General features: G+C 36.0%; 27 protein-coding genes. 13 read left to right on the top strand and 14 right to left on the bottom strand.

All coding sequences use genetic code 11. The features are described from left to right. The coding region (locus CY0110_RS21115) for a choice-of-anchor E domain-containing protein (protein WP_008277594.1) at window positions 1-226 on the bottom strand (226 nt) is incomplete at its 3' end. 278 nt (window positions 227-504) lie between these two features. Further along, a complete protein-coding gene (gene pap / locus CY0110_RS21110) occupies window positions 505-1,998 on the bottom strand; it encodes a polyphosphate:AMP phosphotransferase (RefSeq protein WP_008277593.1) in 1,494 nt (497 codons plus the stop codon). Window positions 1,999-2,179: 181 nt separating this feature from the next. Between pap and galE the strand changes: the two genes are divergently transcribed. Genes galE through CY0110_RS21095 form a run of 3 tightly spaced genes read left to right on the top strand, consistent with a single transcriptional unit; the run spans window position 2,180 to window position 4,004 of the window. After that, a complete protein-coding gene (gene galE, locus CY0110_RS21105; RefSeq protein ID WP_008277592.1) occupies window positions 2,180-3,184 on the top strand; it encodes a UDP-glucose 4-epimerase GalE in 1,005 nt (334 codons plus the stop codon). A gap of 44 nt (window positions 3,185-3,228) precedes the next feature. Further along, window positions 3,229-3,510, top strand: coding sequence for a hypothetical protein (locus tag CY0110_RS21100; protein ID WP_008277591.1), 282 nt, complete (start codon window positions 3,229-3,231; stop codon window positions 3,508-3,510). A 53-nt stretch (window positions 3,511-3,563) separates the two neighbouring features. Then, window positions 3,564-4,004: a hypothetical protein gene (locus CY0110_RS21095; RefSeq protein ID WP_232285772.1), complete on the top strand. Its 441-nt coding sequence runs from the start codon at window positions 3,564-3,566 to the stop codon at window positions 4,002-4,004. An 88-nt stretch (window positions 4,005-4,092) separates the two neighbouring features. Here CY0110_RS21095 and CY0110_RS21090 read toward each other — a convergent pair whose 3' ends face one another. After that, the gene (locus tag CY0110_RS21090; RefSeq protein WP_035800236.1) at window positions 4,093-5,352 is read right to left on the bottom strand and encodes a pentapeptide repeat-containing protein; all 1,260 of its coding nucleotides are present in this window, start codon (window positions 5,350-5,352) and stop codon (window positions 4,093-4,095) included. Window positions 5,353-5,469: 117 nt separating this feature from the next. Beyond that, the gene (locus tag CY0110_RS30505) at window positions 5,470-5,634 is read right to left on the bottom strand and encodes a hypothetical protein (protein WP_008277587.1); all 165 of its coding nucleotides are present in this window, start codon (window positions 5,632-5,634) and stop codon (window positions 5,470-5,472) included. A 227-nt stretch (window positions 5,635-5,861) separates the two neighbouring features. On the opposite strand from CY0110_RS30505, the gene CY0110_RS21085 reads away from it, so the two are divergent. After that, window positions 5,862-6,014 (top strand): chlorophyll a/b-binding protein, encoded by a 153-nt coding sequence (locus CY0110_RS21085; protein WP_008277586.1) that lies wholly within the window; start codon window positions 5,862-5,864, stop codon window positions 6,012-6,014. Window positions 6,015-6,129: 115 nt separating this feature from the next. Here the strand turns inward: CY0110_RS21085 and CY0110_RS28065 are convergent, their stop codons facing one another. Both CY0110_RS28065 and CY0110_RS31470 read right to left on the bottom strand, forming a co-directional pair. After that, window positions 6,130-8,970, bottom strand: a complete 2,841-nt coding sequence (locus CY0110_RS28065; RefSeq protein ID WP_008277585.1) for an ATP-binding protein — start codon at window positions 8,968-8,970, stop codon at window positions 6,130-6,132. 449 nt (window positions 8,971-9,419) lie between these two features. Then, the gene (locus CY0110_RS31470; RefSeq protein WP_008277584.1) at window positions 9,420-9,680 is read right to left on the bottom strand and encodes a cation:proton antiporter domain-containing protein; all 261 of its coding nucleotides are present in this window, start codon (window positions 9,678-9,680) and stop codon (window positions 9,420-9,422) included. A 668-nt stretch (window positions 9,681-10,348) separates the two neighbouring features. Between CY0110_RS31470 and CY0110_RS21070 the strand changes: the two genes are divergently transcribed. Continuing rightward, window positions 10,349-11,614, top strand: coding sequence for a hypothetical protein (locus CY0110_RS21070; RefSeq protein WP_008277583.1), 1,266 nt, complete (start codon window positions 10,349-10,351; stop codon window positions 11,612-11,614). A gap of 172 nt (window positions 11,615-11,786) precedes the next feature. Next, complete coding sequence (locus tag CY0110_RS21065) at window positions 11,787-12,230, top strand: BON domain-containing protein (RefSeq protein ID WP_083794103.1); 444 nt, start codon at window positions 11,787-11,789, stop codon at window positions 12,228-12,230. Between the two features lie 185 nt (window positions 12,231-12,415). Here CY0110_RS21065 and CY0110_RS21060 read toward each other — a convergent pair whose 3' ends face one another. From CY0110_RS21060 to CY0110_RS30090, 3 genes are all read right to left on the bottom strand, one after another. Then, window positions 12,416-12,751, bottom strand: a complete 336-nt coding sequence (locus CY0110_RS21060) for a hypothetical protein (protein ID WP_008277581.1) — start codon at window positions 12,749-12,751, stop codon at window positions 12,416-12,418. A gap of 126 nt (window positions 12,752-12,877) precedes the next feature. Continuing rightward, window positions 12,878-13,579, bottom strand: a complete 702-nt coding sequence (locus CY0110_RS21055) for a 2,3-bisphosphoglycerate-dependent phosphoglycerate mutase (protein WP_008277580.1) — start codon at window positions 13,577-13,579, stop codon at window positions 12,878-12,880. 440 nt (window positions 13,580-14,019) lie between these two features. Continuing rightward, window positions 14,020-14,157 (bottom strand): hypothetical protein, encoded by a 138-nt coding sequence (locus CY0110_RS30090; protein ID WP_157464622.1) that lies wholly within the window; start codon window positions 14,155-14,157, stop codon window positions 14,020-14,022. 140 nt (window positions 14,158-14,297) lie between these two features. Here CY0110_RS30090 and CY0110_RS21050 point away from each other — a divergent pair, with 140 nt between their 5' ends. From CY0110_RS21050 to CY0110_RS21040, 3 genes are all read left to right on the top strand, one after another. Further along, a complete protein-coding gene (locus CY0110_RS21050; RefSeq protein WP_232285770.1) occupies window positions 14,298-14,855 on the top strand; it encodes a fasciclin domain-containing protein in 558 nt (185 codons plus the stop codon). 906 nt (window positions 14,856-15,761) lie between these two features. Continuing rightward, complete coding sequence (locus CY0110_RS21045) at window positions 15,762-16,415, top strand: phosphatase PAP2 family protein (protein WP_008277576.1); 654 nt, start codon at window positions 15,762-15,764, stop codon at window positions 16,413-16,415. Window positions 16,416-16,423: 8 nt separating this feature from the next. Continuing rightward, window positions 16,424-18,262 carry an ArnT family glycosyltransferase gene (locus tag CY0110_RS21040; RefSeq protein WP_008277575.1) on the top strand — a complete coding sequence of 613 codons (1,839 nt, stop codon included), beginning with the start codon at window positions 16,424-16,426 and terminating at the stop codon, window positions 18,260-18,262. A 17-nt stretch (window positions 18,263-18,279) separates the two neighbouring features. On the opposite strand, the gene CY0110_RS30085 is transcribed toward CY0110_RS21040, so the two are convergent. The 3 genes from CY0110_RS30085 to holA all read right to left on the bottom strand — a co-directional run bounded on the left by CY0110_RS30085 (window position 18,280) and on the right by holA (window position 19,869). Beyond that, a complete protein-coding gene (locus tag CY0110_RS30085; protein ID WP_157464621.1) occupies window positions 18,280-18,462 on the bottom strand; it encodes an SIR2 family protein in 183 nt (60 codons plus the stop codon). 47 nt (window positions 18,463-18,509) lie between these two features. Continuing rightward, a complete protein-coding gene (locus CY0110_RS28835; RefSeq protein ID WP_232285773.1) occupies window positions 18,510-18,785 on the bottom strand; it encodes a Sir2 family NAD-dependent protein deacetylase in 276 nt (91 codons plus the stop codon). 103 nt (window positions 18,786-18,888) lie between these two features. Beyond that, window positions 18,889-19,869 carry a DNA polymerase III subunit delta gene (gene holA / locus CY0110_RS21035; RefSeq protein WP_008277572.1) on the bottom strand — a complete coding sequence of 327 codons (981 nt, stop codon included), beginning with the start codon at window positions 19,867-19,869 and terminating at the stop codon, window positions 18,889-18,891. 90 nt (window positions 19,870-19,959) lie between these two features. Between holA and CY0110_RS21030 the strand changes: the two genes are divergently transcribed. From CY0110_RS21030 to CY0110_RS21020, 3 genes are read left to right on the top strand one after another with little or no spacing between them, the layout of a single operon-like run. Then, window positions 19,960-20,733: a DUF1868 domain-containing protein gene (locus CY0110_RS21030; RefSeq protein WP_008277571.1), complete on the top strand. Its 774-nt coding sequence runs from the start codon at window positions 19,960-19,962 to the stop codon at window positions 20,731-20,733. Window positions 20,734-20,760: 27 nt separating this feature from the next. Further along, entirely contained in the window at window positions 20,761-22,545 is a 1,785-nt protein-coding gene (locus tag CY0110_RS21025; protein WP_008277570.1) for a serine/threonine-protein kinase, read from the top strand. Between the two features lie 35 nt (window positions 22,546-22,580). Continuing rightward, the gene (locus CY0110_RS21020) at window positions 22,581-22,973 is read left to right on the top strand and encodes a hypothetical protein (protein WP_008277569.1); all 393 of its coding nucleotides are present in this window, start codon (window positions 22,581-22,583) and stop codon (window positions 22,971-22,973) included. Between the two features lie 108 nt (window positions 22,974-23,081). Here CY0110_RS21020 and gatB read toward each other — a convergent pair whose 3' ends face one another. Next, a complete protein-coding gene (gatB, locus tag CY0110_RS21015) occupies window positions 23,082-24,569 on the bottom strand; it encodes an Asp-tRNA(Asn)/Glu-tRNA(Gln) amidotransferase subunit GatB (RefSeq protein WP_008277568.1) in 1,488 nt (495 codons plus the stop codon). Window positions 24,570-25,020: 451 nt separating this feature from the next. Between gatB and CY0110_RS31725 the strand changes: the two genes are divergently transcribed. Further along, window positions 25,021-25,227, top strand: coding sequence for a hypothetical protein (locus CY0110_RS31725; protein WP_456297542.1), 207 nt, complete (start codon window positions 25,021-25,023; stop codon window positions 25,225-25,227). A gap of 34 nt (window positions 25,228-25,261) precedes the next feature. Here the strand turns inward: CY0110_RS31725 and CY0110_RS21005 are convergent, their stop codons facing one another. Continuing rightward, entirely contained in the window at window positions 25,262-25,594 is a 333-nt protein-coding gene (locus CY0110_RS21005; RefSeq protein WP_008277566.1) for a hypothetical protein, read from the bottom strand. Window positions 25,595-25,667: the final 73 nt, after the last annotated feature.

The following is a 25,667-nucleotide window of genomic DNA, read 5'->3' as shown; positions in this document are numbered from 1 at the left end:
CAGCTGTGTTATTTAAAGTAGCATCAAATTCAAGTTCAATGTTGAAACCAATCAATTCCCCTAGACTAGAATCAAAACCATCGAAACTTAGAGTTGTATCACCACCTAAAGAAGCAAATGAAAAGGATTGCTCTTGAACAGGGGTAAATGATGCTGCACTGGCAACACTAGCAAATATCATTGTGCTTAGGGAACTAGCTGCAACAGTTTTTAAGATAGATACCATAGGGAACTCCTCATTATGTTAAGAAAAATCAAAAAACAATCGGTAAGATTAACAGAGAGTAAGATTACAGATTTTATATAAACGTAAAATTCCATGAAAGTCAAGCTTAGAAGGATAAAAATTCGTTATCCTTCGTAAAAATTTCTAAATTCTCCTTGATATTATTGTCAACAATACCTAAATCTTTTTTATACTCAGATTAGCTTTGCTTTAGAAACTCGTTTTCAGTGATTAGTAATCAGTGACCAGTGATCAATTGAATCATTAATTGTTAAGGATTAACCCCGTTTTTTCAATTCCGTTTCAATAGCATGAATTACTGTTTCTAAGACATGAACGCGAGCATAATATTTATCATTTCCAGGTACAATTGTCCAAGGAGCATACGGGGTACTGGTACGGGCAATCATTTGATTAACAGCGACATAATATAACGGCCATTTTTCTCGATTTCTCCAATCTTCATCCGTCAATTTATAGCTTTTAAACGGATCATTTTTTCTGTCTTCAAATCGTTTTAATTGTTCTTCAAAACTGATATGTAACCAGAACTTAACGATGACATATCCAGACGCACTTAACTGTGCTTCAAACTCATTAATTTCTTTATAAGAGCGTCGCCATTCTAACTCCGAAGCAAAGCCTTCTACCCGTTCTACTAAAACTCTTCCGTACCAACTTCTATCAAAAATTCCTATGCTTCCTTGGGGTGGAATTTGTCGCCAAAATCGCCATAAATAATGATAGTTTAATTCTTCAGTTGTGGGAGCCGAAAACGCCTGGACTTGATAACTTCTTGGATCTAAAGTATCAGTTAACCGTTTAATTGCTCCCCCTTTTCCGGCTGCGTCCCATCCTTCAAATAGCACTAAAACAGGAACCTTTTTTTTGAAAATTTGTAACTGTAATTCTCTTAATTTAACCTGTGCTTCCCGTAATCGTTGTTTATAGTCATCCTTGGGTAAATGTAACCCTAAATCTATTTTTCCTAAAAAATCTGGTTCTGTGGGTTGTAACTCTGTTTGAGGGGGTAAGGAGGGAATATCGGTTTTTGGCAGTCTTAGACGATCTAACGCTTGGGTAATCGTCCCTACAATTTGAGATAATACCTTAACCCTTGCCCAACGTTTACAGTCCCCTTCTACCAACGTCCAAGGAGCGTGACCGGTACTGGTATAGGTTAACATTTCCTCAGCAAAAGCTGCGTAGCGATCATATTGTTTGGACTGTTGCCAATCTTCTGGACGAACACGCCACGATTCTAGCTCATCCGAAGCATATTTTTTTAGTCGCTTTTTGAGTTCTTTTTGACTCAAATGTATCCAAAATTTAGCCATCGCTACGCCATCATCTACTAATTGCCTCTCAAACGCATTAATATCTCGCATTAACAAAGGAATACTACCATCTGTTTCTATTCCAAATAATCGATCTTCTAAAACATGGGTGTACCAACTATGGTAAAAAATGCCGATACTGCCTTTTGGGGGTAAAGTATGCCAAAATCTCCAGAGAAAAGGATATTTTTTCTCTTGTTCTGTGGCTGCTAAAATGGGATGAACGTTAAAGCCACGGGGGTCCATATAACCGATAGTTTTCTGTAATAATTTTCCCTTCCCTGCTGCAGCCCAACCTTCTAAGACAATGACGACTGGTAGTTTATGTTCCCAACAGTCTTTTTGTAGCGATCGCAACTGTCGCATTAACACTTCTATCTCAGTCTTATAAGTCTCTTTATCTAAGGTTAATGTGAGATCCAGAGTATCTAACATGGTTAAGTAATAATAAGTATTATGGGATATATGAATAGACTTCCCAGTATAGAAGCAATGGACTAAAACGATTCTTGATTTTGGCTTTTCTTAAGGGTAAAATGCCCTATCCTAAGTAAGTAAAACCGATTAAGGGCGATCACTGTTAGAATCGTTCTTAACTTATGTTTAGGAGTAACTTGTGTCTGATAGCAAACCCACAATTTTAGTCACAGGAGGAGCCGGATACATCGGTTCTCATGCCGTTCTATCCTTACAAAAAGCGGGTTATAATGTTATTGTCTTTGATAATCTTTCTTATGGTCATCCTGAAATTATTAAAGATGTTTTAAAGACTGAATTAATTGTCGGAGACACGAATGATCGCCCTCTATTAGATGAACTATTTTCTACTAGAAATATTGCTGCTGTCATGCACTTTGCTGCTTTTATTGCGGTAGGAGAATCAGTTAAAGATCCTGGTATTTATTATCAAAATAACGTAGTGGGAACGTTAACTTTATTAGAAGCGATGATGGCTGCCAATATTAAGAAGTTTGTCTTTTCTTCTACTTGTGCTATTTATGGAATGCCTCAAGAAATTCCTATGACCGAAAGCCATCCTAATAATCCATTAAGTCCCTATGCTTCTAGTAAGTACATGGTAGAAAAAATTCTCAAAGATTTTGATAAAGCCTATGGATTAAAATCCGTTATCTTCCGCTATTTTAATGCGTCAGGGGCTGATCCATCTGGTAATTTAGGAGAAGATCACACCCCCGAAACCCATCTAATTCCTTTAGCCTTATTAACTGCTTTAAAAAAACGAGACCATCTGTTTATTTTTGGCACAGATTATGATACTCCTGATGGCACTGCGATCCGGGATTATATTCATGTTAATGATTTAGCATCAGCCCATGTTTTAGGGTTAGAATATCTTTTAGATGGGGGTGAAAGTGAAATGTTTAATTTAGGAAATGGTAATGGATTTTCTGTTAGACAAGTGATCGAAATGTCTAAAAAAGTAACAGAAATTGATTTTCTGGTCAAAGAAAGCGATCGCCGCTCAGGGGATGTTCCTATGTTAGTAGGAAGTAGTAAAAAAGCGAAATCTATTTTAGGTTGGAAGCCTCAATATTTTGAGCTTGAAACAATTGTAAATCATGCTTGGCAGTGGCATCAAAAACGTCACGGAAATTCCTAAAGTCTTGATTCCAATTCCTAAAAACTTTTATTATTTATATAAAAATGATTCAAAATAACTCAAAAATAGAAACAATTTTAGAACGCATGGGAGAGACAGTTATTGCAACCACTGAAATTGTGGAAAGTTTAACAGAAAAAATGGAAAATCTAGTTGAACAAATGCAACAACAAGAACAACAAATACAACAACAAGGTTATCAAATATTTGCTTTAAGTGAATCTATTCAAACCCTAGTAGATGCACAAACAGAGTCCAGAGAACAACTTACGCAATTAACTTATTTAATCCATACTTTAGTGAATAGTCTAGCTTCACAAGAATAAAAACATCACTATTTTTTTCAAGAAATTACTATTACAGTGAGGAACATAACATTATGAAGTTTTCTACAAAAAAGTCTCTTGCTTCAACGCTATCTCTATTAACAGTTTTGATGAACTTATTCTTAATAAGTTGTGCTGAAACTAAAATATCCCAATGTCAAAAAATTATCCTTTTGACCCAAAAAATGGCTGAAGAAAGTGAAACTTATCGTCAAACCACTGACATTAAAAAAGTTTTACAGGTTGCAGATTTATTTGAAGAAACTTCCCAACAAATGAAACAATTAAATATAGAAGACGAACAATTACAAGAATATCAAAAAGGATTCGCTGATATTTATCAAGGAAATGCAGATACGACTCGTCAGTTCGTCGCTGCATTGAATAATAAAGATATTGATAGCGCGAAATTAATGCAGCAACAAGTTCAACAACTGGGTAAAAAAGAACAAGATTTAGGAACAGAAATGAATGCTTATTGTCAAGAAGATTAGATATAGTGTTTCCCGAACTCAGGTTAAATTACAATACCAGTTCTTGAAGGTAATAAGCCCCACTCTCAACGAAGTAGAGTGGGGTACTTCACCGTTCCAATTTATTAGGAATTCTCTGACACCCTCCTGGAATGGTGGCACGACTCTGTTCTCCACCCCATGCACATAAATAATAATGTTGTTCTGGGGTCAAATTTCTCACCTCAGCCAAGTTACAGTTTTCAATCACCACCCCTGTATAGGCACCAGTAATATAATCAGGAGGATGGGTTCTAGAGCGTGGACTAGCGGTTTCTACGGAGCCATAGAATAAACGAGTGCTTTTGAGATCAGCCCCTTTGAGGTTAGCGTCATACAAGACGGTACGGGATAAATTAGCTTTCACTAAATCACAACCGCTTAAGTTAGCACGAACCATATTCGCTTCACTTAAATCAGTCCACCGTAAATCTTGACCAGATAAATTAGCACCAGCTAACATTACCCCTAAATTAATAACTCGTACCCCATAAGCCCGATCTTCAGCATAACCCCCAACACCATCTAACATGGGTCTTCCTAGACGACTATCTCGCATTAACGGAGTTAATAATCGTGATTGAGAGAGAAACCGTAAAATTTTAGCTTTTCCCACCCCATCAACACTGGTCAGGATAGATGCGGTTCTTCCTTCGGCAATAGAACGTTCTTGAGGCCAATCTTCTAACATTCCTTCTCCGTCTAAAACTAAATCGGAAATGCCCTGAAAATAAGTATCAATGGTTTGTTGTTGAGTAATACGATTTTGCTGTAGGGTTAAGTCTTTGGAGATAACATATTGAGCCCAGGCCACATACACGGCTAAAATAGCAATCATAATTTGCCCCAAAGCACCAACCCACTCAGCCCAAGAGCCAAACTCGTCGTATTTAAACTGATTAAGCCAATTACCAATGGTTTGATAAATGCCTAAATAATAAAAAATGCCTGCTATAGAGAAAACAAAAACCGTAAAACCGGTTAAGGTTTCTCTTTCTTCGGGGGTGAGATATCTTAGAAACCAATTTTTGAGAGAGGGAAGGATTACCCTTAGAGAGAGGATTAAAGCAACCATAGCACTGGTTAACCCCACCCAAGGTAACTGTAAGAGTAACCCTATCCCCATAACGCCAATGGTCGTTATAAGTAACCAAGGATTAGAGGATTTTACTTCTTGGAGATATAAAGGTTTTGGTGACTCTGGGGGTGACACCAAATTGATAGATGATACTGAGGTTTTTGTCGGATTGGATGTGGGTGAGGAGTTAATCTCTTCTTTGCCATTAGCTTCTGAAGATGAAACAGAAGAAGACTCAGGAGGGATTGTCATATTAGGTTGTATCTGTTTAAGGTTAACTGTTTTAATTTTATCTTTGAATGATGTCAATGAAAATTGAGAAGTACTGACCCCAACCAGGCTAAATATTATACGTTAAAGGATTAACACTTAACCTAAACGAGCAACCACTTTACCCCAGTCTTGCCAAATCTCGCCAATAATTTGTAGTTCTTGAAAACTTAAGGTTTTAGCTGCTTGTTCTGCTTTGTGCTGAGATACACCGGCTTTAACCAGTTGTTGTTGATAAGATTGTTGAAGTTGCTCACAAGTCATTGTTTTGTCCTCTAAAATTTATTGACAATGGTTCTTGACTACCAGTGTAAGGGGCCTATGTAAGCTTTCATGTAAGCTTTGATGTATAAGTTAGTGAGTGGTTGAAAAATAACACCATTAATGGTTCTATGTGTGATTTCAACTACGCTTAAATTTCCCAGATATTGCTAAAATATTAATATTTATTTACAATACTTTACTGACTTATCTATCTTCTGCTAAATCCCATGAAAAGCAACAACCAAAACGAAGGAAAATTTGGCTTCACAGGCTATGCTGAAAACTGGAATGGCCGCCTAGCTATGATCGGTTTTCTTTCCGCTTTAATCGTGGAATTAGTCACGGGTCAAGGGGTATTACACTTTTGGGGTTTACTGTAATCAGAAGATCCTCTAATCTTTGTCAATCTCGTTACTTGAGCTGGGTTTTTTAACAATCCAGTTTTTTTAAATCAACTCTTATTTAATTCGCATCTTGCACCTTGAATAAAATTGGCTATTCCTTTGAAGATGCTCTGACTAAAGAAGCGATAGTAAGGGCTAATATTTTAGGCTCAATGGGTTTAGCAATATGTTTTTGAAAACCACTTAAAAACGCTTGTTGATAATCTTTTTCTCCTGCATGAGCAGTAACAGCGATCGCAGGAATAACTTTTCCTTGTTCACAGGGTAAGCGTCTAATCTGTTGAAGAAGAGTATAACCATCCACATCGGGCAAACTAATATCACAGATTAATACATCAGGCTGAAAATGAGCAAAATGACTCAAAAACTCTCCTGCGGAGCTAACTATCTTCATTTTTGCCCCATATAAACTTAGCAACGTCTCTAACATCTCCCGAGTATCTTGACTATCATCTACTGCCAGCACCTTAATTCCCACCAGATTAATTTCCTCTGACGATAAGTAATCACTCCAGTCAACGATCGCGCTACGATTTAACCAAGGTAGGGTAATGAGAAAAGTTGCACCTTTGTCTTCTCCTAAGCTATCGGCAACAATGGTACCACCGTGGGCATCTACTAAATATTTAACAATGGATAACCCTAAGCCTAGTCCTCCATAATGACGAGTTATCGAAACATCTTCTTGACGGAAAGATTCAAAGATATGGGGAAGAAACTCTGGATCAATGCCTTTGCCTGTATCGGTTACTGTAATTTGGACTTGCTGATTAACTTGTTCGAGATTAATCATCACTTTTCCCCCTTCTGGGGTAAATTTGATAGCATTGGAAAGTAAATTCCAAATAATCTGCTGAATTCGTCCTTGGTCTCCCTTTATATAGCAATTATTGCTCAAATTTACTTTTAGTGAAATATTTTTCCTTTCAGCTGCCATTCTTACCACTTCGATTGCTGCTTTAATAGTGGATGATAGATCCACTGGGGTCATATTAAGCGTAATCTTACCCCGTAGGATTTTAGCCATATCAAGCAGATCATCAATTAACTGAGTTTGTAATTTGACATTACGCTCAATAACAGCAAGTGCTTCTTCTACCTGTTGTTCCTCTAATTTTTTAGTTTGTAGCAATTGAGTCCAACCCAAAATAGGATTAAGGGGAGACCGCAATTCGTGGGATAAAATAGAAAGAAATTCATCTTTAATGCGATTCGCTCGTTCTGCTTTTTCTCGTACGGTGCGTTCTTGTTCTAAGAGTTGAAGACGCTGTTGTTCAAGTTGCTTAGCGTTTTCAATATCCGTGGCGGTTCCAAACCATTTGATAATTTTTCCCCGATTATTTTTTAAAGGGACAGCTTGATGTAAGTGCCAACGATAAACACCATCATTTCGACGCATTCTACCTTCTGCTTGATAATTAGTCGCGTTTTCTTGAGCTATTATCCATTTGCGATTGAGTGTGGTTATATCTTCAGGATGAACCACAGTTTCCCAACCTTGGGTTTGTACCTGTACTAAGGTTAGTCCGGTAAACTCAGACCAGCGTTGGTTAACATCCATCACTTTACCTTGACTGTCGGCTGTCCAGACCAATTGAGGAATGGATTCTACTAAATATCGATAGCGTTCTTCACTATTCCGTAGTTCAGCGATCGCTTGTTCTCGTTGCAGTTCAGCAGCGGTTTTTCCCGCAAAAATTTCCAGTAATGCTTCGGGGTTTAATGATTCATCGAGAGGCTCATCGTGAAGAACATTGAGAATGCCAAGCACTTCTCCTTGAGCATTTTTCAGAGGTGTACCCAAATAACTCTCAATTCCCAATTCTTGGAGTAAAGTATCATCAGGAAAAAAGTTGCTAACCTGGCGTCGATACAAGCAGGTTCCTTGCTTAATGACTTGTTCGCAGGGAGTACCACAGAGATCGTACTCTATATTGTCACTGAGTTGGCCATTGATCCAAGCAGCAAGGGTTTTGATGCGAGGAGGATAAGTAGGCAGTAGTTCTCCGACATAAGCATAACGAACGTTAAATAACTCAGCGACAACCCGAACTACGGTTTCAAAAAAGGCTGACCCTGTGATTTTTGAATATTCTACCAACTTATAGAGAGCCATTTCTATCCGCTTGCGATCGCTCATATCGACATAAACTCCCACACTTCCCCTAGGGTTACCCAATTCGTCAAATAGGGGGATCGCATGACCATATAAATTAAATACCTTCTTATCTTTTCTAACAATTTCAATTTCGATATCCCGCAGTTCTACCCCGTGTTTAGAAACATACATTTGGGGAAGATTTTCACCTGTTAATCTCTGTCCATTTTGATACACTGTAAACGGCGGATCAGGGTGTTCTGATAGCATAACAGCTGAGGCATTGGCATTTTTAGGCATTTTTAGCAGATGAGAAAAAGCTGGGTTTAGCCTGACGACACGACAATCTATATCTTCTGCAATAGCAATATTAATGGGAATAGTATCAAACAAGGTTTGTAGTTCATTAACACGACGTTGTAATGTTTGGTTTAAATCTTTTATTTCTGTTTCTGTCACTTGCAGTTTTTCAAAGTTTTTGCGAATTTTCTCTTGTGCGCTTCGCAAATTGCCGATTAAATGACTAATTAATATTCCTTCACTGACAAAAAGTATAATCCTCAGACCTGCTCCTATGTCTCTTATCTTCCATTCGTACTGCGGAAGCAAAAAGTAGTAACTTGTCAATATTGCCGACAAAAGAGTGGCCAAAATGCCGGGTCTTCGTCCACCATAGAAAGCACTAATAGCGATCGCTCCAAAAAAGAGTAACAAAGACGCTTGAGCTAAGTTGAAAAATGGATCAAGTGCTAATAGGAATGCGAAAGCCATTAACACCGAGGTAATTGCCACTCCATAGCTTTTACAATATTGCATTAGTTTAATTTTGGTCATCTTGGCCCGTCAAATTTTATATTTGCCCGACTCCTCTAATTAATTTTTATCTGTTTTTTCAGTTAAGTTACTTTTTGTTTTACTTCTACCATATTTTTTAGTTAAATGTAGCAATTCCAATATTTATTAGGTGCATAAGCTATTTTTCTGAGGTAAAAAGAAAATATTAAGACAATCCACTTACCTGATGCTTAAGGGGATTTTTCACGAGTCCGATAAAGGCGATACAGGATTTGATGCTATTTATGTTTAAATTAGAAATATTTTATCCCATGACCATATAAATTAGTATCTTCCTTTTTATAGATATGTTACAGTATTGGTGAATTTCACAACTGAGAACAAAAGTATTTCACTCAAACCCAAAAAATTTGACCGACTATTATTCCTGCTATCAGAAGCAGGGTAAAAGTAGTAACACCGAATATCAGCGAGGGATTTTTGGTCTATCAAAACTGTTCCATATCGATTTCTAGGCCAGCAACAAACATCAAGTAAATTTTACCGATGTCTTTTAGAAGCACCATCGTTTCTGACTTGCTGTTGAGCAAACCTAAACCACTACCACCAAAGAGAACCCCGACTACTAATAAACTGACCAATCTGAGTAAACGCAGTTTTTCAAATATGGGAGGGATTAAAAAAATGCTCCCAAGAAGTAACGCGAAGGAAAAGATAGGTTTACGTATAGTAGCCGAGATTGATTCCATTTATTTAACAATATTTTGCAAAAAAGGAATAAACTCTATTCTGGTAGTCAGTTAACTTTAATAACTCCATCTACAGACACAAAATAGTGCTATTTGTTTAAGGCACATTTAATCTGATTATTCAACGAATTTAATTTATTCTGTCTGAAAATAGCAATTTATTGGCTAAGAGTTTGGATTAAATAACAGGATTTAACTAGGATTAAAAAGCTCTATTCTCGGTCTAACAAAAACCTAAATCTCTTCCAAAACAAGCAATTTTATACTTTTTTTATTAAATTTTTACGACATTCATATGACATTCACGTGACACTCAGTTAGTTCTATCTAAAGGATAAGTAAGTACAAAAAACTTATAAAAAAAGATAAGCATTAAGATAGAGAACAACAGGGGATAATTTTTATTATTGTAAGAGTATTGAAGAGTACAAAGAATTCAATAACTAAAGTTAATTTCCCTTGAAATTATCTAAGCTTTTGGCTATAAATCTTGACTATTACTATTGATTAATTTTGTGACCTTTCAATCAAATTACATGATTTTCAAACAGCTATCTTACAAATTTGTCCCCTTTGGCTTAGTGTTTTCCAATTAAGGACAACCTTCTCACTCTGAGGATCTCAATCGCAAAATTGTGAGACTAGCTGTATTTTTTATGAGGTGAATTATGAATTTCTCAGAATATTCTGCATTAGGATTAGGTGTATTTTCTAGCTACATTGATGCAGCGAAGGCCCTAGAACAACTTCAGCATGAAGGTTTTTCCAAAGATCAACTTTCTTTTATAGCCAAATTAAGCGATAACTACGATCACTTAACAGCACCCTTATCGGGAGATCGATACGTAACATCACTGCCTTCTGCTTCCAACCCCATCGAAGATAGTGGGTTAACTCGCTTAATGAATTCAGTTTCTCCTGTAAGCAGCTACTCTGTACCAAGAATTGGCTATGTAATGGCAGGAGGAAGATTAAGTGAGTTGTTCTATGACTCATCCAGGTCCGAAACGCAAGAGCCTTTACTCGAATTTCTCAGTTCTCTAACCATTCCTGAATTGTCAGCGCGACTCTATAAAGATCGCATTCGACAAGGGGATTGCTTAATTCTCGTTGGCGCTTCTAAAAACCATCTCACTGCAGCAGAAAATGTCTTAGCTCACTATCAAGTTCAAGACTGGAAAATGGTTACAGTTAACCAACCCGATACGACTCACGCCAGTTCTCAGCGTCAGGCGATTGGTGTTTTTAAAAACTACAATGATGTTGACCTAGCTATTCGAGAGTTACAGCGATCTGCATTTCCTATGGAACAAGTATCTGTAATTACCCGTAATCGTGATGACGTTACGTTAGGCGCTCGCCGTAGCCCAGTTGATGAAACCCTAGTAGATAAAAAGCTCCCAGACACATACGTCTCTAATGGAGAACCTCATTATCAAACAGGTAAAGGAGCGCAAACAGGAACCCTTGCGGGGGGTTCTTTAGGCGGACTCGCAGGACTTTTAGTGGGATTAGGAACGTTAGCTATACCCGGTGTTGGCCCCATTTTACTTGCAGGTACTGCAGCAACGGCGATCGCAACCACTGTTGCTGGGGGAATCATGGGTGCAACCGCAGGCGGGTTAATTGGCGCATTAGTAGGTCTAGGCATTCCAGAAGGCCGAGCTAAAGTTTATCAAAAGCATTTGTCTAAAGATCACTATCTTGTAATGATTTCGGGTACCTCAGCAGAAATTACTCAGTCTGAGCAAATCCTAAAATCCCACGGGGTCGAAGAATGGGAAGTTTATGACTTACCGACTCAAAGCAATTCTGCGAGTTGTGAGAATGGCTTAAACCATAGTATTAATTCTTCCTCGACAATACCGTCAACGATGCCGCCGACAATGCCTCCGACTAATGATCCTGTCACTCCCACTGCTTTTCCTTACTAACTTGACAAGATTCAGTTAGTCAGAGAATACACCGTTTTTTAAACGGCAAAATATTCTCAAGTGTTTTCACTGTTCACTTCAAACACTACGCATTAAGGTGACGAGTACAGCTTACATAAATGCCTTATGCGTAGTCTCCTGCTCTAACTCACATAATAATAAGAAGGTAATAATGATGAAACGTTTAATGGTCTTAGCGGTTGTCACAAGTTTTTCTTTGTTAGGACTCATTGCTTGTAGTGTTCCTAATGAAAATTCGGACAATCGAAATAATTCCAATGTCATTCCTGGCGACAAAGAGACAATTCGTGAAAATCAACTTGAATCAGATGTCAGGGCCCGCAAACAACGAGAAGATTTATCGGGTGATGAAGACTCGCAAGACGGTAGTATTGTTGCCGATAATCAGTTGAGACAGACTGTTCAAAATGAGCTAGACCAGCAACTGCCAGGCAATAAACTTGAAGTGTCATCTGAGAACGGTACGGTTACTATATCGGGTGAAGCCAACTCCGCTGAAGAAATGGAGCGCGTCAAATCGATTACTAATAATGTTGAAGGGGTTCGTCGGGTCAATTTAAAAGCTAGGACAGTTTCACAAAATCCTGTCAACTAAGTTAGTTTGATTCTTTTTTTCTTGTAGTAATAAGCAAAATTTATCACTTTTAGGTAACGGGTAACAGAGAATAAAATGTAACGAAAATTATAATTCAGACCTGAAAGAGTTGCTAGTTTTGAAATTGAAATACTAATCTAAACAGTGAAGAAAATAGATTCTTCACTGTTTTTATGTGTTGTTTATTATTTTTCCTCTCCAGTAAATTTGTTCATAAGATCACTTTTCAATTCATCTAAATCAAGTTTTTTAGCTTCATTTTCCTGTTCGCCTCTTTCACTGGCTTCTTCTGATCGTTTTGCTTGTGCTTCGCGCCTTTTTTCCTTAGCTGCTTCGTAGTCTATTTGATCGGTTGATATTTCCTTTTGAATAGTGGTTGCATCACGCTCTAATACATCCGCAAAGGCACAATTGTAATTTTCTCCTCCCCAAGCTAGGCTCAAAAGCAAGATCACTGAAAGCAAAAAAGCAGTTAAAACACGATAGGCTTTTTTGATAAAAGATTGAAACAGTAGAGACATTTTTCCCTCTAGAAGTTAATGAGTAATTCAACTATCTATCAAACTTGATCGTGATAGTTTATATCATCTACCTTTAGATTGAATTTTAGTAATTCTAGTTATACTCCTTAAACTCCATAACCAGTTTTAAGTTAATATGGTTTTTTCTAATAATTTCCCCTGATCATCAAAATCATAAATAATTGGCACTCCAGTGGCTAATTCTAACCCTGGAACTTCATCCGGCTTAAGGTTATCTAATTCCATGATCATCGCTCTCAAAGAGTTACCGTGAGCAGCAACTAAAACGTTTCGTCCTCGCTTCACGTGATCTAAAATGCGGGTTTGGAAATAGGGGACGACTCGATTTTTTGTATCTTCTAAACTTTCGCCACCAGGAGGACGAGAAGAGTAAGAACGTCGCCACTCATGAACTTTTTCTTCACCAAATTTTTTGGCGGTTTCGGCTTTATTTAACCCTTGTAAATCGCCATAATAACGTTCATCTAACGCTTGAGCAGTAAATATTGGTAATTCTTGATAAAAATTACCTGCATATTTATCCCAACCGTGCCAATCGGGATCATCAGAATTATGTTGAATAACGGGTATTTTCCCGCCACAAATTTCGTCGCATTCTGTTAAACAAACAATAGCACTTTCAATACTTCTGATCAGTAAACTGGTAAAACAAACTTCAATTTTATAGCCTTGATCTCGCAATTTACAAGAAGCAACTGTTGCTTCTGCTCTACCTCTTTCACTTAAGGGAACATCCACCCATCCGGTAAACTTGTTAGCAGCATTCCAAAGACTTTGTCCGTGACGTAATAGGATTAATTTTGCCATAATTATTATTTAGTCAATTGTTAATCTTTTTGATTAGCGAAAAAGCTTGTGTATACTATATCTTTAATTGCAGTTAACCATCATATTAAAAAATTTAAACCCTAATTTCTTTCATAAGAATAATCCATACTCATAGCATTAACGTTAGAATTATAGTCAATAGTTGATATTCAGCTATTTTGACAGTTATAGTTAACTATAGCTAACCGTCGAGGTTGTTGGGTTTGAAAAGTAAATATTTTAGTTTCAACATATCAATATTAGCATCTGGCGTAAATTCTAAATTATCTTTTCTGAATTGTTCTACAGCATATGTCACACAATGTACAGCTAATTCTATAATTTTTAAGGGATTAACAATAGTATTTTTTAAAAAATCTAACTCTTCTATTTCTCCGTTCCAATCTACATTAGGCAGTTTAACTATTTCAGCTTGATCTCTACGTATACTCTTCAGATTCTATCTTAATTTTATCCTCTTCAGGAAAATCAATTACTAAATTTCCTGTTAAATAAATACCAACAGTATTATAAGCAGTTTGAAGTTCAATCATTGAAGCGATCGCTTGTTTGTGCAACTCGACTATTCTCTCCCTTTAGTGGGATGTAAGGATTGAATTATTTTATTACTCTAAAAGTAGATGGAAGTCAAGAGATTTTTACAAAATTTATGAATAGCTTAAAAGAAAAACTGACTGTATTTACTAGTCTTCTCAGCATGAGTACCTTATTAATTACTCCTGTGGCAATAGCCAATCCCAATAATTCAGACTCGATGAGGGAAAATACATCTACACAGATGACTAATCAAGATTCTCAAAGTCAGATGGAGAATAATCTTGTCGGTGTCGCTGTCAACAGCAATCAATTTGATACTTTAGTTAAAGCCATAGAAGCTGCCGGATTAAAAGATACATTAGCGCAGGGAGGCCCCTACACAATTTTTGCTCCTACCAACGAAGCCTTTAATGAGTTACCCGATGGTGCATTAAACTATTTGCTTCAACCAGAAAACCAAGATGTACTTAAGGAAGTTCTCTCCTATCATGTTGTTTCAAGAGAAGTGACTGCTAGTGAACTCTCAACTGGTACGGTAGATACGCTTGGTGGTGGGGTTTCTGTCTTAACCAATTCTGAGCAAGTGATCGTTAATAATGCCAGTGTGATCAATCCTAATATTGAAGCAGATAATGGAGTCATTCACGCTATTAATCGAGTGTTAATGCCCAGTGAATTGCGAGAACGTTTAGTCTCCGAACTTCAAGCACAGCGATAAAACAACGAAATTGATAAATTAGTTTCATACTATAAAACTAGAGAGAAGCCAGCTTTTAGGGACAAGTTTCTTAAAAGTCGGTTTCTCTCTCAGGATTTTTCAGGGGGTGGTGTAGCGAATCTGTTGGCAGCTATATACAGCAGTTTTCGACTTAGTGAGGTACAACAGTTATCGCTTTGAGGCAGGAGGCAGGAGGCAGATGTTAGATATACTGTAATAACTTGCAAAGTGCTGTAATTTTACGATAAAACTCATATTTATTAATGTACAATCGGTTGTAATATACAACGTCTTCCTAATTTTTTTAAAGAATACCAAGTATTTAACGGCAACCCAATTTTAAGCTTTAAGAATTTTATTATGGTTGCTGTTATTTGGAAAAAGCGTGCTTTACTTATCTATTGGACACTTTTAGAGAAAAAAGGTGTTAGTAATTGATCTGAACAATAAGTATTAATTCAACCAAGCTCTTTTACAGACTTGTACCTCGGAAAGAATGGGAACTAATATTATTTGTTTTCCGTCTCTGATAATGAAAACTGCCCCTCGTCTAATTATTTAATCTAAATAGTTAGACTTTGTCGACGTTTTAATAACATGATGGAAGTTTAGGATTAGTTCGTTACGGATCTTAAGAAGAGTATTTTATCCTGATGAGCATCCTAACTACTATAAGCAAAATTTAACGGTTTCATCGAATGGACTGGCAGACTCAACAATAACGATAGCTTATCGAGTCTATGAGCTTAGTTTATGTTTAATATTAAATAAATTAATCTTTGATACAAATTAATCAAAGTAATACAGATAATTATAACCATTTGAGGTTAAATATGGTTAAAGCTTTTTCAAAATCTAGGTGTTATCATATGATGATACTTACCATTAACGAAATCTCCTAACAGTATGAAGCTAAAACTGAAACAATACCCTTGGGATGGACTAAATAATACTATTATTATCTTTATTATTATTTTACTTTTATTTATTGCTTTAACAGTGGCTGTTGTTTCAGGAAGTCTTGATGCTTGGGATGCAACTTTTTTAGAGTGGGTTCGTCACTTTCATCATCCCAGTTTAATGATCTTGGCGAGAGTATCCTACTTTCTAGGAGAAGCAGAGGTTGCTGTCTTTATTGTTATTGCTGGGTTGGGTTTTTTATGCTGGAAACGTTATTGGAAAGAAGCCCAAGTTTTAGCTATATCAGCTATGGGTGTTTTAATATTAATTGATCAAATTTTAAAGCCTTGGTTCGGCCGTATTCGTCCTGCACCTGGGTTAATTGATGTCCACGGAAAAAGTTATCCGAGTGGTCATGTTTCAGGAAATTTAATGTTATATTTATACCTCTCTTATTTAGTAGCTTTTCACTTTCCAAAATGGGGAACTTTCTTGTACATTATATCTACTATTTTAGTCGCTTTGATGGGTTGGGCTAGTATCTACTTAAATATTCATTGGTTTACTGACTTAGTGGGAGGTGTGTGTATTGCTTATCTAGGTTTTCTTTTTTCTATTACTCTACTAAAATTAATTAGTAAAAAATATCGTAATTTTTAAGCATAACAATGAATAAAATTATTATAGAAAATAAAAAAAATAAGACTATTATTGCTTGGAAAAAAGATCCTAAAGTTCTATGGCTATTTTCCGCTTTGTGGCTATTTTTTATTAGTTTTATTGCCTTTATAGCTAACTTAGGCAGCATTGGGTTAATGGATAAAACAGAACCAATGTTTGTCGAAGCTGCCCGTCAAATGGTAATAACAGGGGATTGGGTTACTCCCTATTGGAATGGAGAAACTCGTTTTGATAAACCACCATTAACTTATTGGTTAGTGGGGTTATCATTTCAATTATTTGGTATGAATGAATGGGGAGCAAGAATTCCTTCTGCTTTAGCTGCGATCGCTGTGGTAATTTTAGGTTTTTATACGCTCAAAAACTTTGGTTTTTCACGAGCAAAAGAAACAACGAAAACCCCAACAAAATTATGGTTTTCTGCTTGGATAGGTGCCGGTATTATTGCCTTAAATCCGTTTTGGATAGCTTGGGGAAGAACAGGAGTTTCTGATATGTTCCTCTCTAGCGGTATTGGTTTAGCTTTATTATCTTTCTTCTTAGGATATGGCTATTCTGAAACAAGTTCTAAATCCTATCTTGGGCTATCAATTTCGCGATGGTGGTATATTGGTTATTGGGTTTTTATGGCTTTAGGGGTGCTTGCTAAAGGTCCTGTCGCTCTAATTTTACCCGGTTTGACAGTTATTGTTTTTCTTTTGTACGTTGGACGATTTATTGAAGTTGTTAAAGAAACACCTTGGGTATTAGGAATTACCAGTTTTTTAATTATTTCGGTTCCTTGGTTTATTTTGGTAACCTTAGAGCATGGACAAGAATATATTAGTACCTTTTTTGGCCTTCATAATGTACAACGCTTTACTAGCGTCGTCAGTCGCCATCCTGGAGCTTGGTATTATTATCTTCCTGTGATTATGGTCGGGTTATTACCTTGGTCTATTTATTTACCATTAGCCATTGCTAAATTAAGATTTTGGGAGCGACGAAAATGGATAAATTCTGCTCGTTCTACTCATTTAGGAATTTTCTGTTTATCCTGGTTTTTAGTTGTTCTTATTTTCTTCTCTAGTTCCGTCACCAAATTAGCGGGTTATGTCCTTCCTTTAATACCGGCTGCTGCTATTATCATTGCTTTATTTTGGAGTGAACAGGTTGAAACAAAATCTGAAGAATCATCAGGGATTTGGTCTTTTTTATTTTTATTAAGTGGTATTGCTAATGTTGGTATTTTAACAGGGTTAGCAGTAGCTAGTTTTGCCAGTCCTCAATTGATTGGCGAAGATGCGATGATGCCTCAATTTAAAGAGCTTCTACAAGCTTCAAATTTGGGTATTAAAGCAGGAATAATTTGGTCATCTGCTGCATTTTCTTGTTTATTATTTCTTCTATTTCGTCATTATCGTCGCTGGTTATGGGTTGCTAATTTATTAGGTTTTCTCGCATTTTTCTCTTGGGTAGGTTTACCAGTTGCGAAAATTGTGGACAACCAAAGACAGCTACCATTAAGAGAACTTTCTACGATTGTTAAAACAGAAAGACAACCAGAAGAAAGGTTAGCTTTTTTAGGTTTTATGCGTCCTACTTTGGTATTTTATACTCAAGAAGTGGTTGACTCTGTTACAGAAGCAGATATTGATAATGGCCCTGCTTTAGATTATTTTCAACAAATAGATAGCCCTGACACTGTATTAATTATTAGTGAACAAAAATATCTCAATAAGTTAGGATTAGATAAATCTGATTATACCTTAATTCAACAAGAGGGGGTTTATAAATTACTTCGAGTTAATAAACAAACAGTTATTGAAAGATACAAGAATCATTAAATAAGTAATTAATTAAATCACTTTATTGTGCATAATGATGGAATCAGTTCTTCTGCACGTCCTAAATATTCTTCCTCGAAATAAGGATTTTTGGGAGTCATCGGTTCAAGATTAATTAACACTGTTCTAGCACCAACGTAATTAGCTGAACGGACAAAATTAGCGGTCGGGAAAACAGTCCCCGATGTACCGATCGCCACAAACAAATCACAATCTCGTAATGCGTGTTTAGCAGTCCATTCTGCATCTAAGGGATGGGTTGTCCAAACAACACCTCATCCAAGCGTAACGGAACATCACACAAAGGACAACGAGGTAATTGTTCAGTGTATACTGTCGTGTCTTGATAGGGAGTTAGATCACAATCGACATTACTACACCGTGTCCGATTCATATTACTATGCAGTTCGGTTCCGTTACGACTTCCTGCACGTTGATGCAACCCGTCTACATTTTGAGTGATTAAAGTAAAGGTTTGACTTGGTTTTAATTGACTTTCTAAGTAAGCTAAATGGGTATGAATAAATTTGGTTGAGTTGATTCTAATTCCTTTCTCAGAGGACTAAAAAATTGCCATAGGGTTAAGGGATCTTTTTCTATAATAATTTTAAACAACTATGCAACCTTTATTGAAACAATTGACATAATTCTATGGCTTTAATTTGTAACGTTTCTAATGGGTTATGGCCTCGTTTTAAGCGAGTTTCTAAATCAAGTAAAATTGGCAGCGTTGCTAATAATTGTTTTCCTGACATTTTCTGTAATTCTTTCCGTAAAAAATAAAGACGATTCGGGTTAGGAATATCAGCAGCTTTGGCAATGATTTTATTATCCATTTCTCCTGCTTCTAATTGTAATTGAATAATAGTCCAAGTCCTAAATTGACCGACTAATGTGGCCACAATTCTTAAAGCGGGTTCATTTCTAGATAATAATTCATCAATTAATTGTAAGGCTTCTGCTTGATTTCCTTGACGAATGGCTTGAGCTAACTGTAAACTATTTTGAGCATTAGCGTTAACTAAAGTAGCAATAACTGTCTCATCTAACGGTTTATTTTCTTGTTGTCCATACAGTTTTAATTTTTCTAGTTCATTCCATAATTGTCGGCTATTATTGCCCACAGATTCTGCTAATAATTCTATTGCTTTAGGTGTTAATTTGACTCCAATTTCTTGGGAAACTTGTTTGACTTTATGGATTAATTCATCGGTTTTCCAGGGAGGAATAGGAGAATATTCTCGAACTTCTGCATACTGTTGGATTAATTTGCTAGATTTTAATCGTTTGTCCGGTTTTTTGTTAGTAGTGAATAATAAATGAGAATTGTCAGGAATGGCAGGTAAAATACGCTGTAATTGTGTTAGAATTTCCTCTGAACATTGTTGACCAATAGAAGTGTTTACTACCCACACTAATCTGCCTCCTATACCAAATACTGGGGTCATGGCTTGGTTTAATGCTTCAATGGTGCTATTGGGATCTTCTCCCGGAATTTGATGATAATTAAACTGTATCCAGTTGGGATCGAGTATGGTATCTCTTAAGGTTTGTACAGTTTGAGCGATCGCAAATTCGTCTTCTCCCCAAAAGAAATAAATTCCCATGGTTAAAGTCAATAAATCTTTATAAACAAATTAGACAAGATCAGGCAAAATAAAAAAATAAGTATTGTGACAGAATAAGAGGCGATTACGTTGGACGAAACCTATCAAATTTACGTCAACCGGGTAGCTTCCCTTACTTTACCCACCACTTATCAAAATCAACTTAATAATATCCAAAATTCTCCTAAATTTCAACAAAAACAACCTGTCCCTTTTCCTGGTTATACTGTTCTAACTCCTCCCTATCAAGATGATCTTGTCAACGAAACATTCTATCATCAGTTAACCCTAATTCAACAACAATTAATCCAAAAAATTGAGCCTAATTTTTTAATTCCTGTCCCTCCAGAAAGTTTTCATTTAACCCTTGCTGATTTGATTTGGGAAGATAATTATCGTAATGCGGTTCAAACGGATCAAGACTTTAATCAAAAGCTAAAGCAAGCCATTTCTGACAGTTTTCAAGCTTACGAAAAACTGGACTTAGAAAAAGGTCAGTGTCAATGGCAAATTTTGGGTTTATTAGTATTTCCTCGTGCTTTGGTAGTAGGGTTAGTTCCTTGTAATGAATTGTCTTATAATAAAATTTTTCAATTAAGACGAAGTATTTATCAAAATCAAGAATTAATTAAGTTAGGAATAGAACAACAATATCATTTCACTGCACATATTACTTTAGGCTATTTTGGTGAAATTCCTGATGATTTAGATAAGAGTAGTTTAGAATCTATTATTTTATCTTTTAATGATCAATGGATAGAAAAAAAACCACAAGTTTTAATGCTTGAACAAGGAGAACTGAGAAAATTTGAAAATATGATGAGATTTTTATCTGATCAAAGTAATCCAAGAGTGAGGATTTAAAACAAATGCAGTTAAGTTATACATGGGATGATTAAACATTTTATTCCTCGCTCTAATTATCATATTTTAGGACAGATTGGCCAAGGACAATTTGGCCAAGTTTACTTTGCTATTTCTCGTAAAACAGGAGAATTTGTTGCCCTTAAAAGTTTAGCAAAAGGGTTTCCGACTAATCGTTTCTTACGAGAATTTTCTTGTTTAGTTAGTTTGCGTCATCCTAACATTGTTGCTTGTGAAGCGATTGAATATCATGGAAAAGGACGGTATTTGGTCATGGAATATTGTGAGGGGGGAACCCTTCGCAATTTAATGAATGTTTCGGCTGAATTAAGTTTAATATTATGTCTTGATTTAATCACTGATATTCTAGCTGGATTAGAACAAGCACATCAACAAAATATTATTCATTGTGATATTAAACCAGAGAATATTTTATTAAGTTTAACAGCAGATAAATGGATAGGGAAAGTAACGGATTTTGGTATTGCTAAAACGGTTCAAGACAGCAGTAATGATAATCTAGAAAGCGGTTATACTGGTTCTCCTGCTTATATGGCACCTGAACGATTTTACGGAAAATATTCTTATGCTTGTGACATCTATTCTGTAGGTATTATTTTCTATGAGTTGATGATAGGTCAAAGGCCTTTTTCTGGTCTTCCTGGTGATTTAATGTTAGCTCATCTTAATGAGAGAATTAAACTACCGAATGTTGTTCCTCAATTGTTACAAGATATTATTCGTAAGGCATTAGAGAAGTTACCACAAAAACGGTTTTTATCGGCACAAAGTATGATAGATGCTATCAATATCGCCAAAAATAAACTCAATTTTAACCAAGAATATACTAAATTATTTACCCATATTAATCTATCTAATCTAACCCCTAAACTTAGTGAGTTTACTGACTTTAGTTTGTCTGAAAAAATCAATCAGATAGTTAACAATAATAAAAACATTTATTTCGCAACCCAGAATAAAGTTATTAAATTATCTTGGGAATTAAAAAAAACAGAAATACTTAATTTTAATCAGTCTATCAACAAACTAATAATCTTATCTCAGGGATGTTTAGTTTTAACCCAAAAACCATACAACAACACTTTTCAATCTTTATTCTACTATCTCTCTGAAAATAAACCATTTCAACAAGTAACGCCTTTTTTTCAACTCAATACCAAAATTTTAAAATTTTCTTGTAGCTTTTACGAACATTGGTTGGCAACTATTTATAAAACTAATAAGCATGGAATTACGGCTGAATTTAAAATATTAAGTTTAGCTAGTTTATCTCTTTTAAATTCCCCTAAATTTTGTCCTTTTCCTTCCCAGTTAATTATCTTAGATAAGCGTTATGGACTGGCACTGTTTCCTCGTTTTTTTCAAGAAAATAAACGAACTTATTTATACTTATTTAACCGTAGAGGGCATTTTTTAAAAGGGTTTTCTATTCCTCTTTTAATCTCCGAATTAACACCTAATAAAGCCAACCCTTACGAACTATTTAGTATCGAAACTATTAAGCCTAATTATGGGATTTTAATCAATATTAATCCTTTCAAAATTACTAGAATTTCTTTAGAATTTATTCCTAATTTTATTATTGGTGAATCTTGGGGTTATGGGTTGGCAGACACCACAGGAAAATTATTGCTCTTAGACAGAAACGGAGATTATATAGGAAAAATAGACTTAAACATTAGGATTACAGCTATGACAGGGTTAAATGAAAATCAATTATTAATAGCAACTTGGGAAAATGAAACAGCAAAACTATTCATCTTAGATATTGATTTTGCTGAGAAGATGTAATTCAATGTTCGATAATTAGTCAATATTAAAAGTATATGCAACAAGAACAATGGATTAAATGGAAACCTATCGAAAGAATTCCCGACACTCTTTATCTAGAAGAGTTAAAAGATGCTAGAGACGGTTTAACTATAGTTATGACAAGAGAAGATAATATTTTACCATCTTTAATAATTAATTTCGATACTATTATTTCATATCGTAATACTGATGAAAGCTATCTATTAAAAACTTTGAATGAAAGAGAAAATTTTAGCAAATGGCCTCTATTTAAAATCAAAAACTCGCAATATTTAGTATGGTTTCATGAACAAACTTATGATATCTATAAAAATCAATTACCAGAAATAATACATTATGCTTTTATCACTCCAAACGATGTGATTGATGTACTAGGCGATCAGACTCCTATTTTAAGATGGGAATAATTTTCGACAGAATTGAATCATATTCTATTAACCGACCTGGATAAACGAGAGGACTCTAGAATGTAGAAAAAAGCAATAATTCTAAATTCTACATTCTAAATTCTAAATTTACCCATTCAGCAGTTTTTCTGCTAATTGATTAGTTAATTTAGGATCAGCGCGTCCCCCAGTTTCTTTCATTACTTGTCCGACAAAGAAACCTTTTAACTTTTTCTTCCCTCCTCGATACTTTTCCACTTCTGAGGGGTTAGCTTCCATCAACGCTTTAATTACTTTTTCAATTTCTCCTGGATCAGAAATTTGGGTCATTCCTTTGCTTTCTACAATTTGCTTAGGAGAACCACCTTTTTCTAACAATTCTGGCAGAATTTCTTTAGCAATTTTACCGCTAATCGTTCCTTTTTCAATTAGTTGCACCAACTCCCCTAAACTGTCAGGTTTGAGGGCAATTTCGGTAATACTTAACTTACTATTGTTTAAGTAAGCTGCAATATCTTGGGTTACCCAGTTGGCTACTAGCTTCGCATCGGCTCCTTTTTTAACTGCAGTTTCATAGTATTCAGCTACGTCACGATCATCGGTTAACACCCGCGCGTCATACGCAGATAACCCTAACTCCTCTTCGTAGCGTTTACGTTTTTGGGCTGGAAGTTCGGGAAGTTCTTGTTTCCAGGCGTTTAACCGTTTTTCTGATACCTCTAAGGGAGGAAGATCCGGTTCAGGAAAATAACGATAGTCGCTAGATCCCTCTTTTTTCCGCATACTGAAGGTTTCTTGGCTGCTTTCGTCCCATAAACGGGTTTCTTGATAGATGGGGTCGCCGTTTTCTACTGCTTCTATTTGTCTTTCGATCTCGTATTCGATCGCTTTTTGGATCGCGCTGAACGAGTTCATATTTTTAATTTCGACTTTCGTACCGAACTCTTTTTGTCCCACCGGACGCACAGAAATGTTTACATCACAGCGCAGAGAACCCTCTTGCATATTACCATCACTAACCCCTAAATAACGCACCAGACGGCGTAATTCTTGGGCATATTCGGCTGCTTCTTGTCCAGTACGAATGTCTGGTTCTGATACAATTTCCAGTAGAGGGACACCGGTACGGTTGAAGTCCACTAAGGAGTGGGTCGATCCAGCTAAGCGATCGCTTCCTGCATGGACAAGTTTTCCTGCGTCTTCTTCCATATGTAAGCGAGTGATCCCGATGGTTTTACGGGTCACTTCTTTGGTCTTTTTATCAACTAATTCAATTTCTAGGGAACCATGTTCTACGATGGGGAGGTCAAACTGTGAAATTTGGTAATTTTTAGGAAGATCGGGATAAAAATATTGTTTACGGTCAAATTTACTGTAAGAGGCGATTTTCGCATTTAACGCCAACCCTAGTTTAACGGCAGAGGCTAATACTTGCTCATTGAGAACGGGTAACACCCCAGGGTATCCCAAGCAAATGGGACAAACATTGGTATTGGGGGGACTATCAAACTCCGTTGAACAATGACAGAATATTTTACTGGTGGTGTTGAGTTGACAGTGAGTTTCTAGTCCGATAATGGCTTCGTATTCGGTTTTGACGGGTGTTGCGGTGGTCATAAACTAAATTATAGATGATAACAAATAACCTACTCTATTCTATCGTAATTAAACCAAACAATTAGGAATTAATCTGACTAACAAGGTTAGAAAGGCAGTTAAGCTGTTCATCATTTGAATTGTTAGTTAGATTCTAGGGGAGCAGAAAGAAGATGTTTAAGCTTTTGTACTAAAAAGTTAAATACCCTGTTTAAATGCACAACAGCTTATAATTCTGCTAGTTGATCCCTCAACTGAAATATCGAGATTAGAATCATGTAACTTTGTTTTACAAATGTTTAATAGTTCTTTCATTGAGGCTTAATTGAGTAAGCTAAAATTGATAACATCATGAATATCCTAATACCTAAACTATCCTATAATCACAGGAGATAATTGATGAGGACGTTACCGTAAGGTGGGCAATGCCCACCCTACAATATTTCGTGATTCTATCAATGTCCTAACAATAATGCGTAGTGCTATATCAGCGATTCGTCTTATTATTCATCATCTCTTAAAATGGGAATATCAACCTGAAAAAAAGAATTTTAAAGAAATTATCGTCGTGCTAAAGCAGATGCAGTCAACGAAACAGGGTTATCAGAAGGGGATTTTCCTGAAAAATGTCCCTATTCCGTTGAACAAATTAAATCAGATTGGTTACCTGATTAATTAAAAATAACAAGTAATTAAGATTAATAATTAATGTTCTATAAACTTCCATTACTATATTGATTACTAAGTTCTATCACTCGACTCGGACAAATATCATACATTTCGATGGCGACTTCATTTCCTATTTGCATAAGCGTATCTTTATTATTCATTTCTTCAAAACTTAAACTTCCTTGATTCATCCATCCTCCCATTTCAAGAATCATTTCTTTTAGCATTGATTCTTGAAAAGCTTCCGGTGATTGACTCGGAATTTGACAAATTCTTTGAGCTAATTTATTAATTTGAGGTGAGGTAGGAAAGGCTTGAACAGACAGAGGAAATAGTCCTATTGCCAATGGCATTAACCAAATAAAACGACGCAACATAAAAAACCTTACTGTAAAATTCTTTACTTAACAGCTTAAGGCAAACAGTTTCCGTTGTCATTCGTATGATTAC

The sequence above is a fragment of the Crocosphaera chwakensis CCY0110 genome, assembly GCF_000169335.1.
GTDB lineage: Bacteria > Cyanobacteriota > Cyanobacteriia > Cyanobacteriales > Microcystaceae > Crocosphaera > Crocosphaera chwakensis.
The sequence above is the reverse complement of the archived record's forward strand: the minus strand, read 5'-3'. Positions and strand labels throughout refer to the sequence as shown.

Excerpts from the sequence above, each read along its gene's own strand:
- pap (WP_008277593.1), bottom strand. The coding sequence starts at position 1,998 with ATGTTAGATACTCTGGATCTCACATTAACCTTAGATAAAGAGACTTAT.
- CY0110_RS21100 (WP_008277591.1), top strand. The coding sequence starts at position 3,229 with ATGATTCAAAATAACTCAAAAATAGAAACAATTTTAGAACGCATGGGA.
- CY0110_RS21095 (WP_232285772.1), top strand. The coding sequence starts at position 3,564 with ATGAAGTTTTCTACAAAAAAGTCTCTTGCTTCAACGCTATCTCTATTA.
- CY0110_RS21090 (WP_035800236.1), bottom strand. The coding sequence starts at position 5,352 with ATGACAATCCCTCCTGAGTCTTCTTCTGTTTCATCTTCAGAAGCTAAT.
- CY0110_RS30505 (WP_008277587.1), bottom strand. The coding sequence starts at position 5,634 with ATGACTTGTGAGCAACTTCAACAATCTTATCAACAACAACTGGTTAAA.
- CY0110_RS21085 (WP_008277586.1), top strand. The coding sequence starts at position 5,862 with ATGAAAAGCAACAACCAAAACGAAGGAAAATTTGGCTTCACAGGCTAT.
- CY0110_RS28065 (WP_008277585.1), bottom strand. The coding sequence starts at position 8,970 with ATGACCAAAATTAAACTAATGCAATATTGTAAAAGCTATGGAGTGGCA.
- CY0110_RS31470 (WP_008277584.1), bottom strand. The coding sequence starts at position 9,680 with ATGGAATCAATCTCGGCTACTATACGTAAACCTATCTTTTCCTTCGCG.
- CY0110_RS21070 (WP_008277583.1), top strand. The coding sequence starts at position 10,349 with ATGAATTTCTCAGAATATTCTGCATTAGGATTAGGTGTATTTTCTAGC.
- CY0110_RS21065 (WP_083794103.1), top strand. The coding sequence starts at position 11,787 with ATGATGAAACGTTTAATGGTCTTAGCGGTTGTCACAAGTTTTTCTTTG.
- CY0110_RS21060 (WP_008277581.1), bottom strand. The coding sequence starts at position 12,751 with ATGTCTCTACTGTTTCAATCTTTTATCAAAAAAGCCTATCGTGTTTTA.
- CY0110_RS21055 (WP_008277580.1), bottom strand. The coding sequence starts at position 13,579 with ATGGCAAAATTAATCCTATTACGTCACGGACAAAGTCTTTGGAATGCT.
- CY0110_RS21050 (WP_232285770.1), top strand. The coding sequence starts at position 14,298 with ATGAGTACCTTATTAATTACTCCTGTGGCAATAGCCAATCCCAATAAT.
- CY0110_RS21045 (WP_008277576.1), top strand. The coding sequence starts at position 15,762 with ATGAAGCTAAAACTGAAACAATACCCTTGGGATGGACTAAATAATACT.
- CY0110_RS21040 (WP_008277575.1), top strand. The coding sequence starts at position 16,424 with ATGAATAAAATTATTATAGAAAATAAAAAAAATAAGACTATTATTGCT.
- holA (WP_008277572.1), bottom strand. The coding sequence starts at position 19,869 with ATGGGAATTTATTTCTTTTGGGGAGAAGACGAATTTGCGATCGCTCAA.
- CY0110_RS21025 (WP_008277570.1), top strand. The coding sequence starts at position 20,761 with ATGATTAAACATTTTATTCCTCGCTCTAATTATCATATTTTAGGACAG.
- CY0110_RS21020 (WP_008277569.1), top strand. The coding sequence starts at position 22,581 with ATGCAACAAGAACAATGGATTAAATGGAAACCTATCGAAAGAATTCCC.
- gatB (WP_008277568.1), bottom strand. The coding sequence starts at position 24,569 with ATGACCACCGCAACACCCGTCAAAACCGAATACGAAGCCATTATCGGA.
- CY0110_RS31725 (WP_456297542.1), top strand. The coding sequence starts at position 25,021 with ATGCGTAGTGCTATATCAGCGATTCGTCTTATTATTCATCATCTCTTA.
- CY0110_RS21005 (WP_008277566.1), bottom strand. The coding sequence starts at position 25,594 with ATGTTGCGTCGTTTTATTTGGTTAATGCCATTGGCAATAGGACTATTT.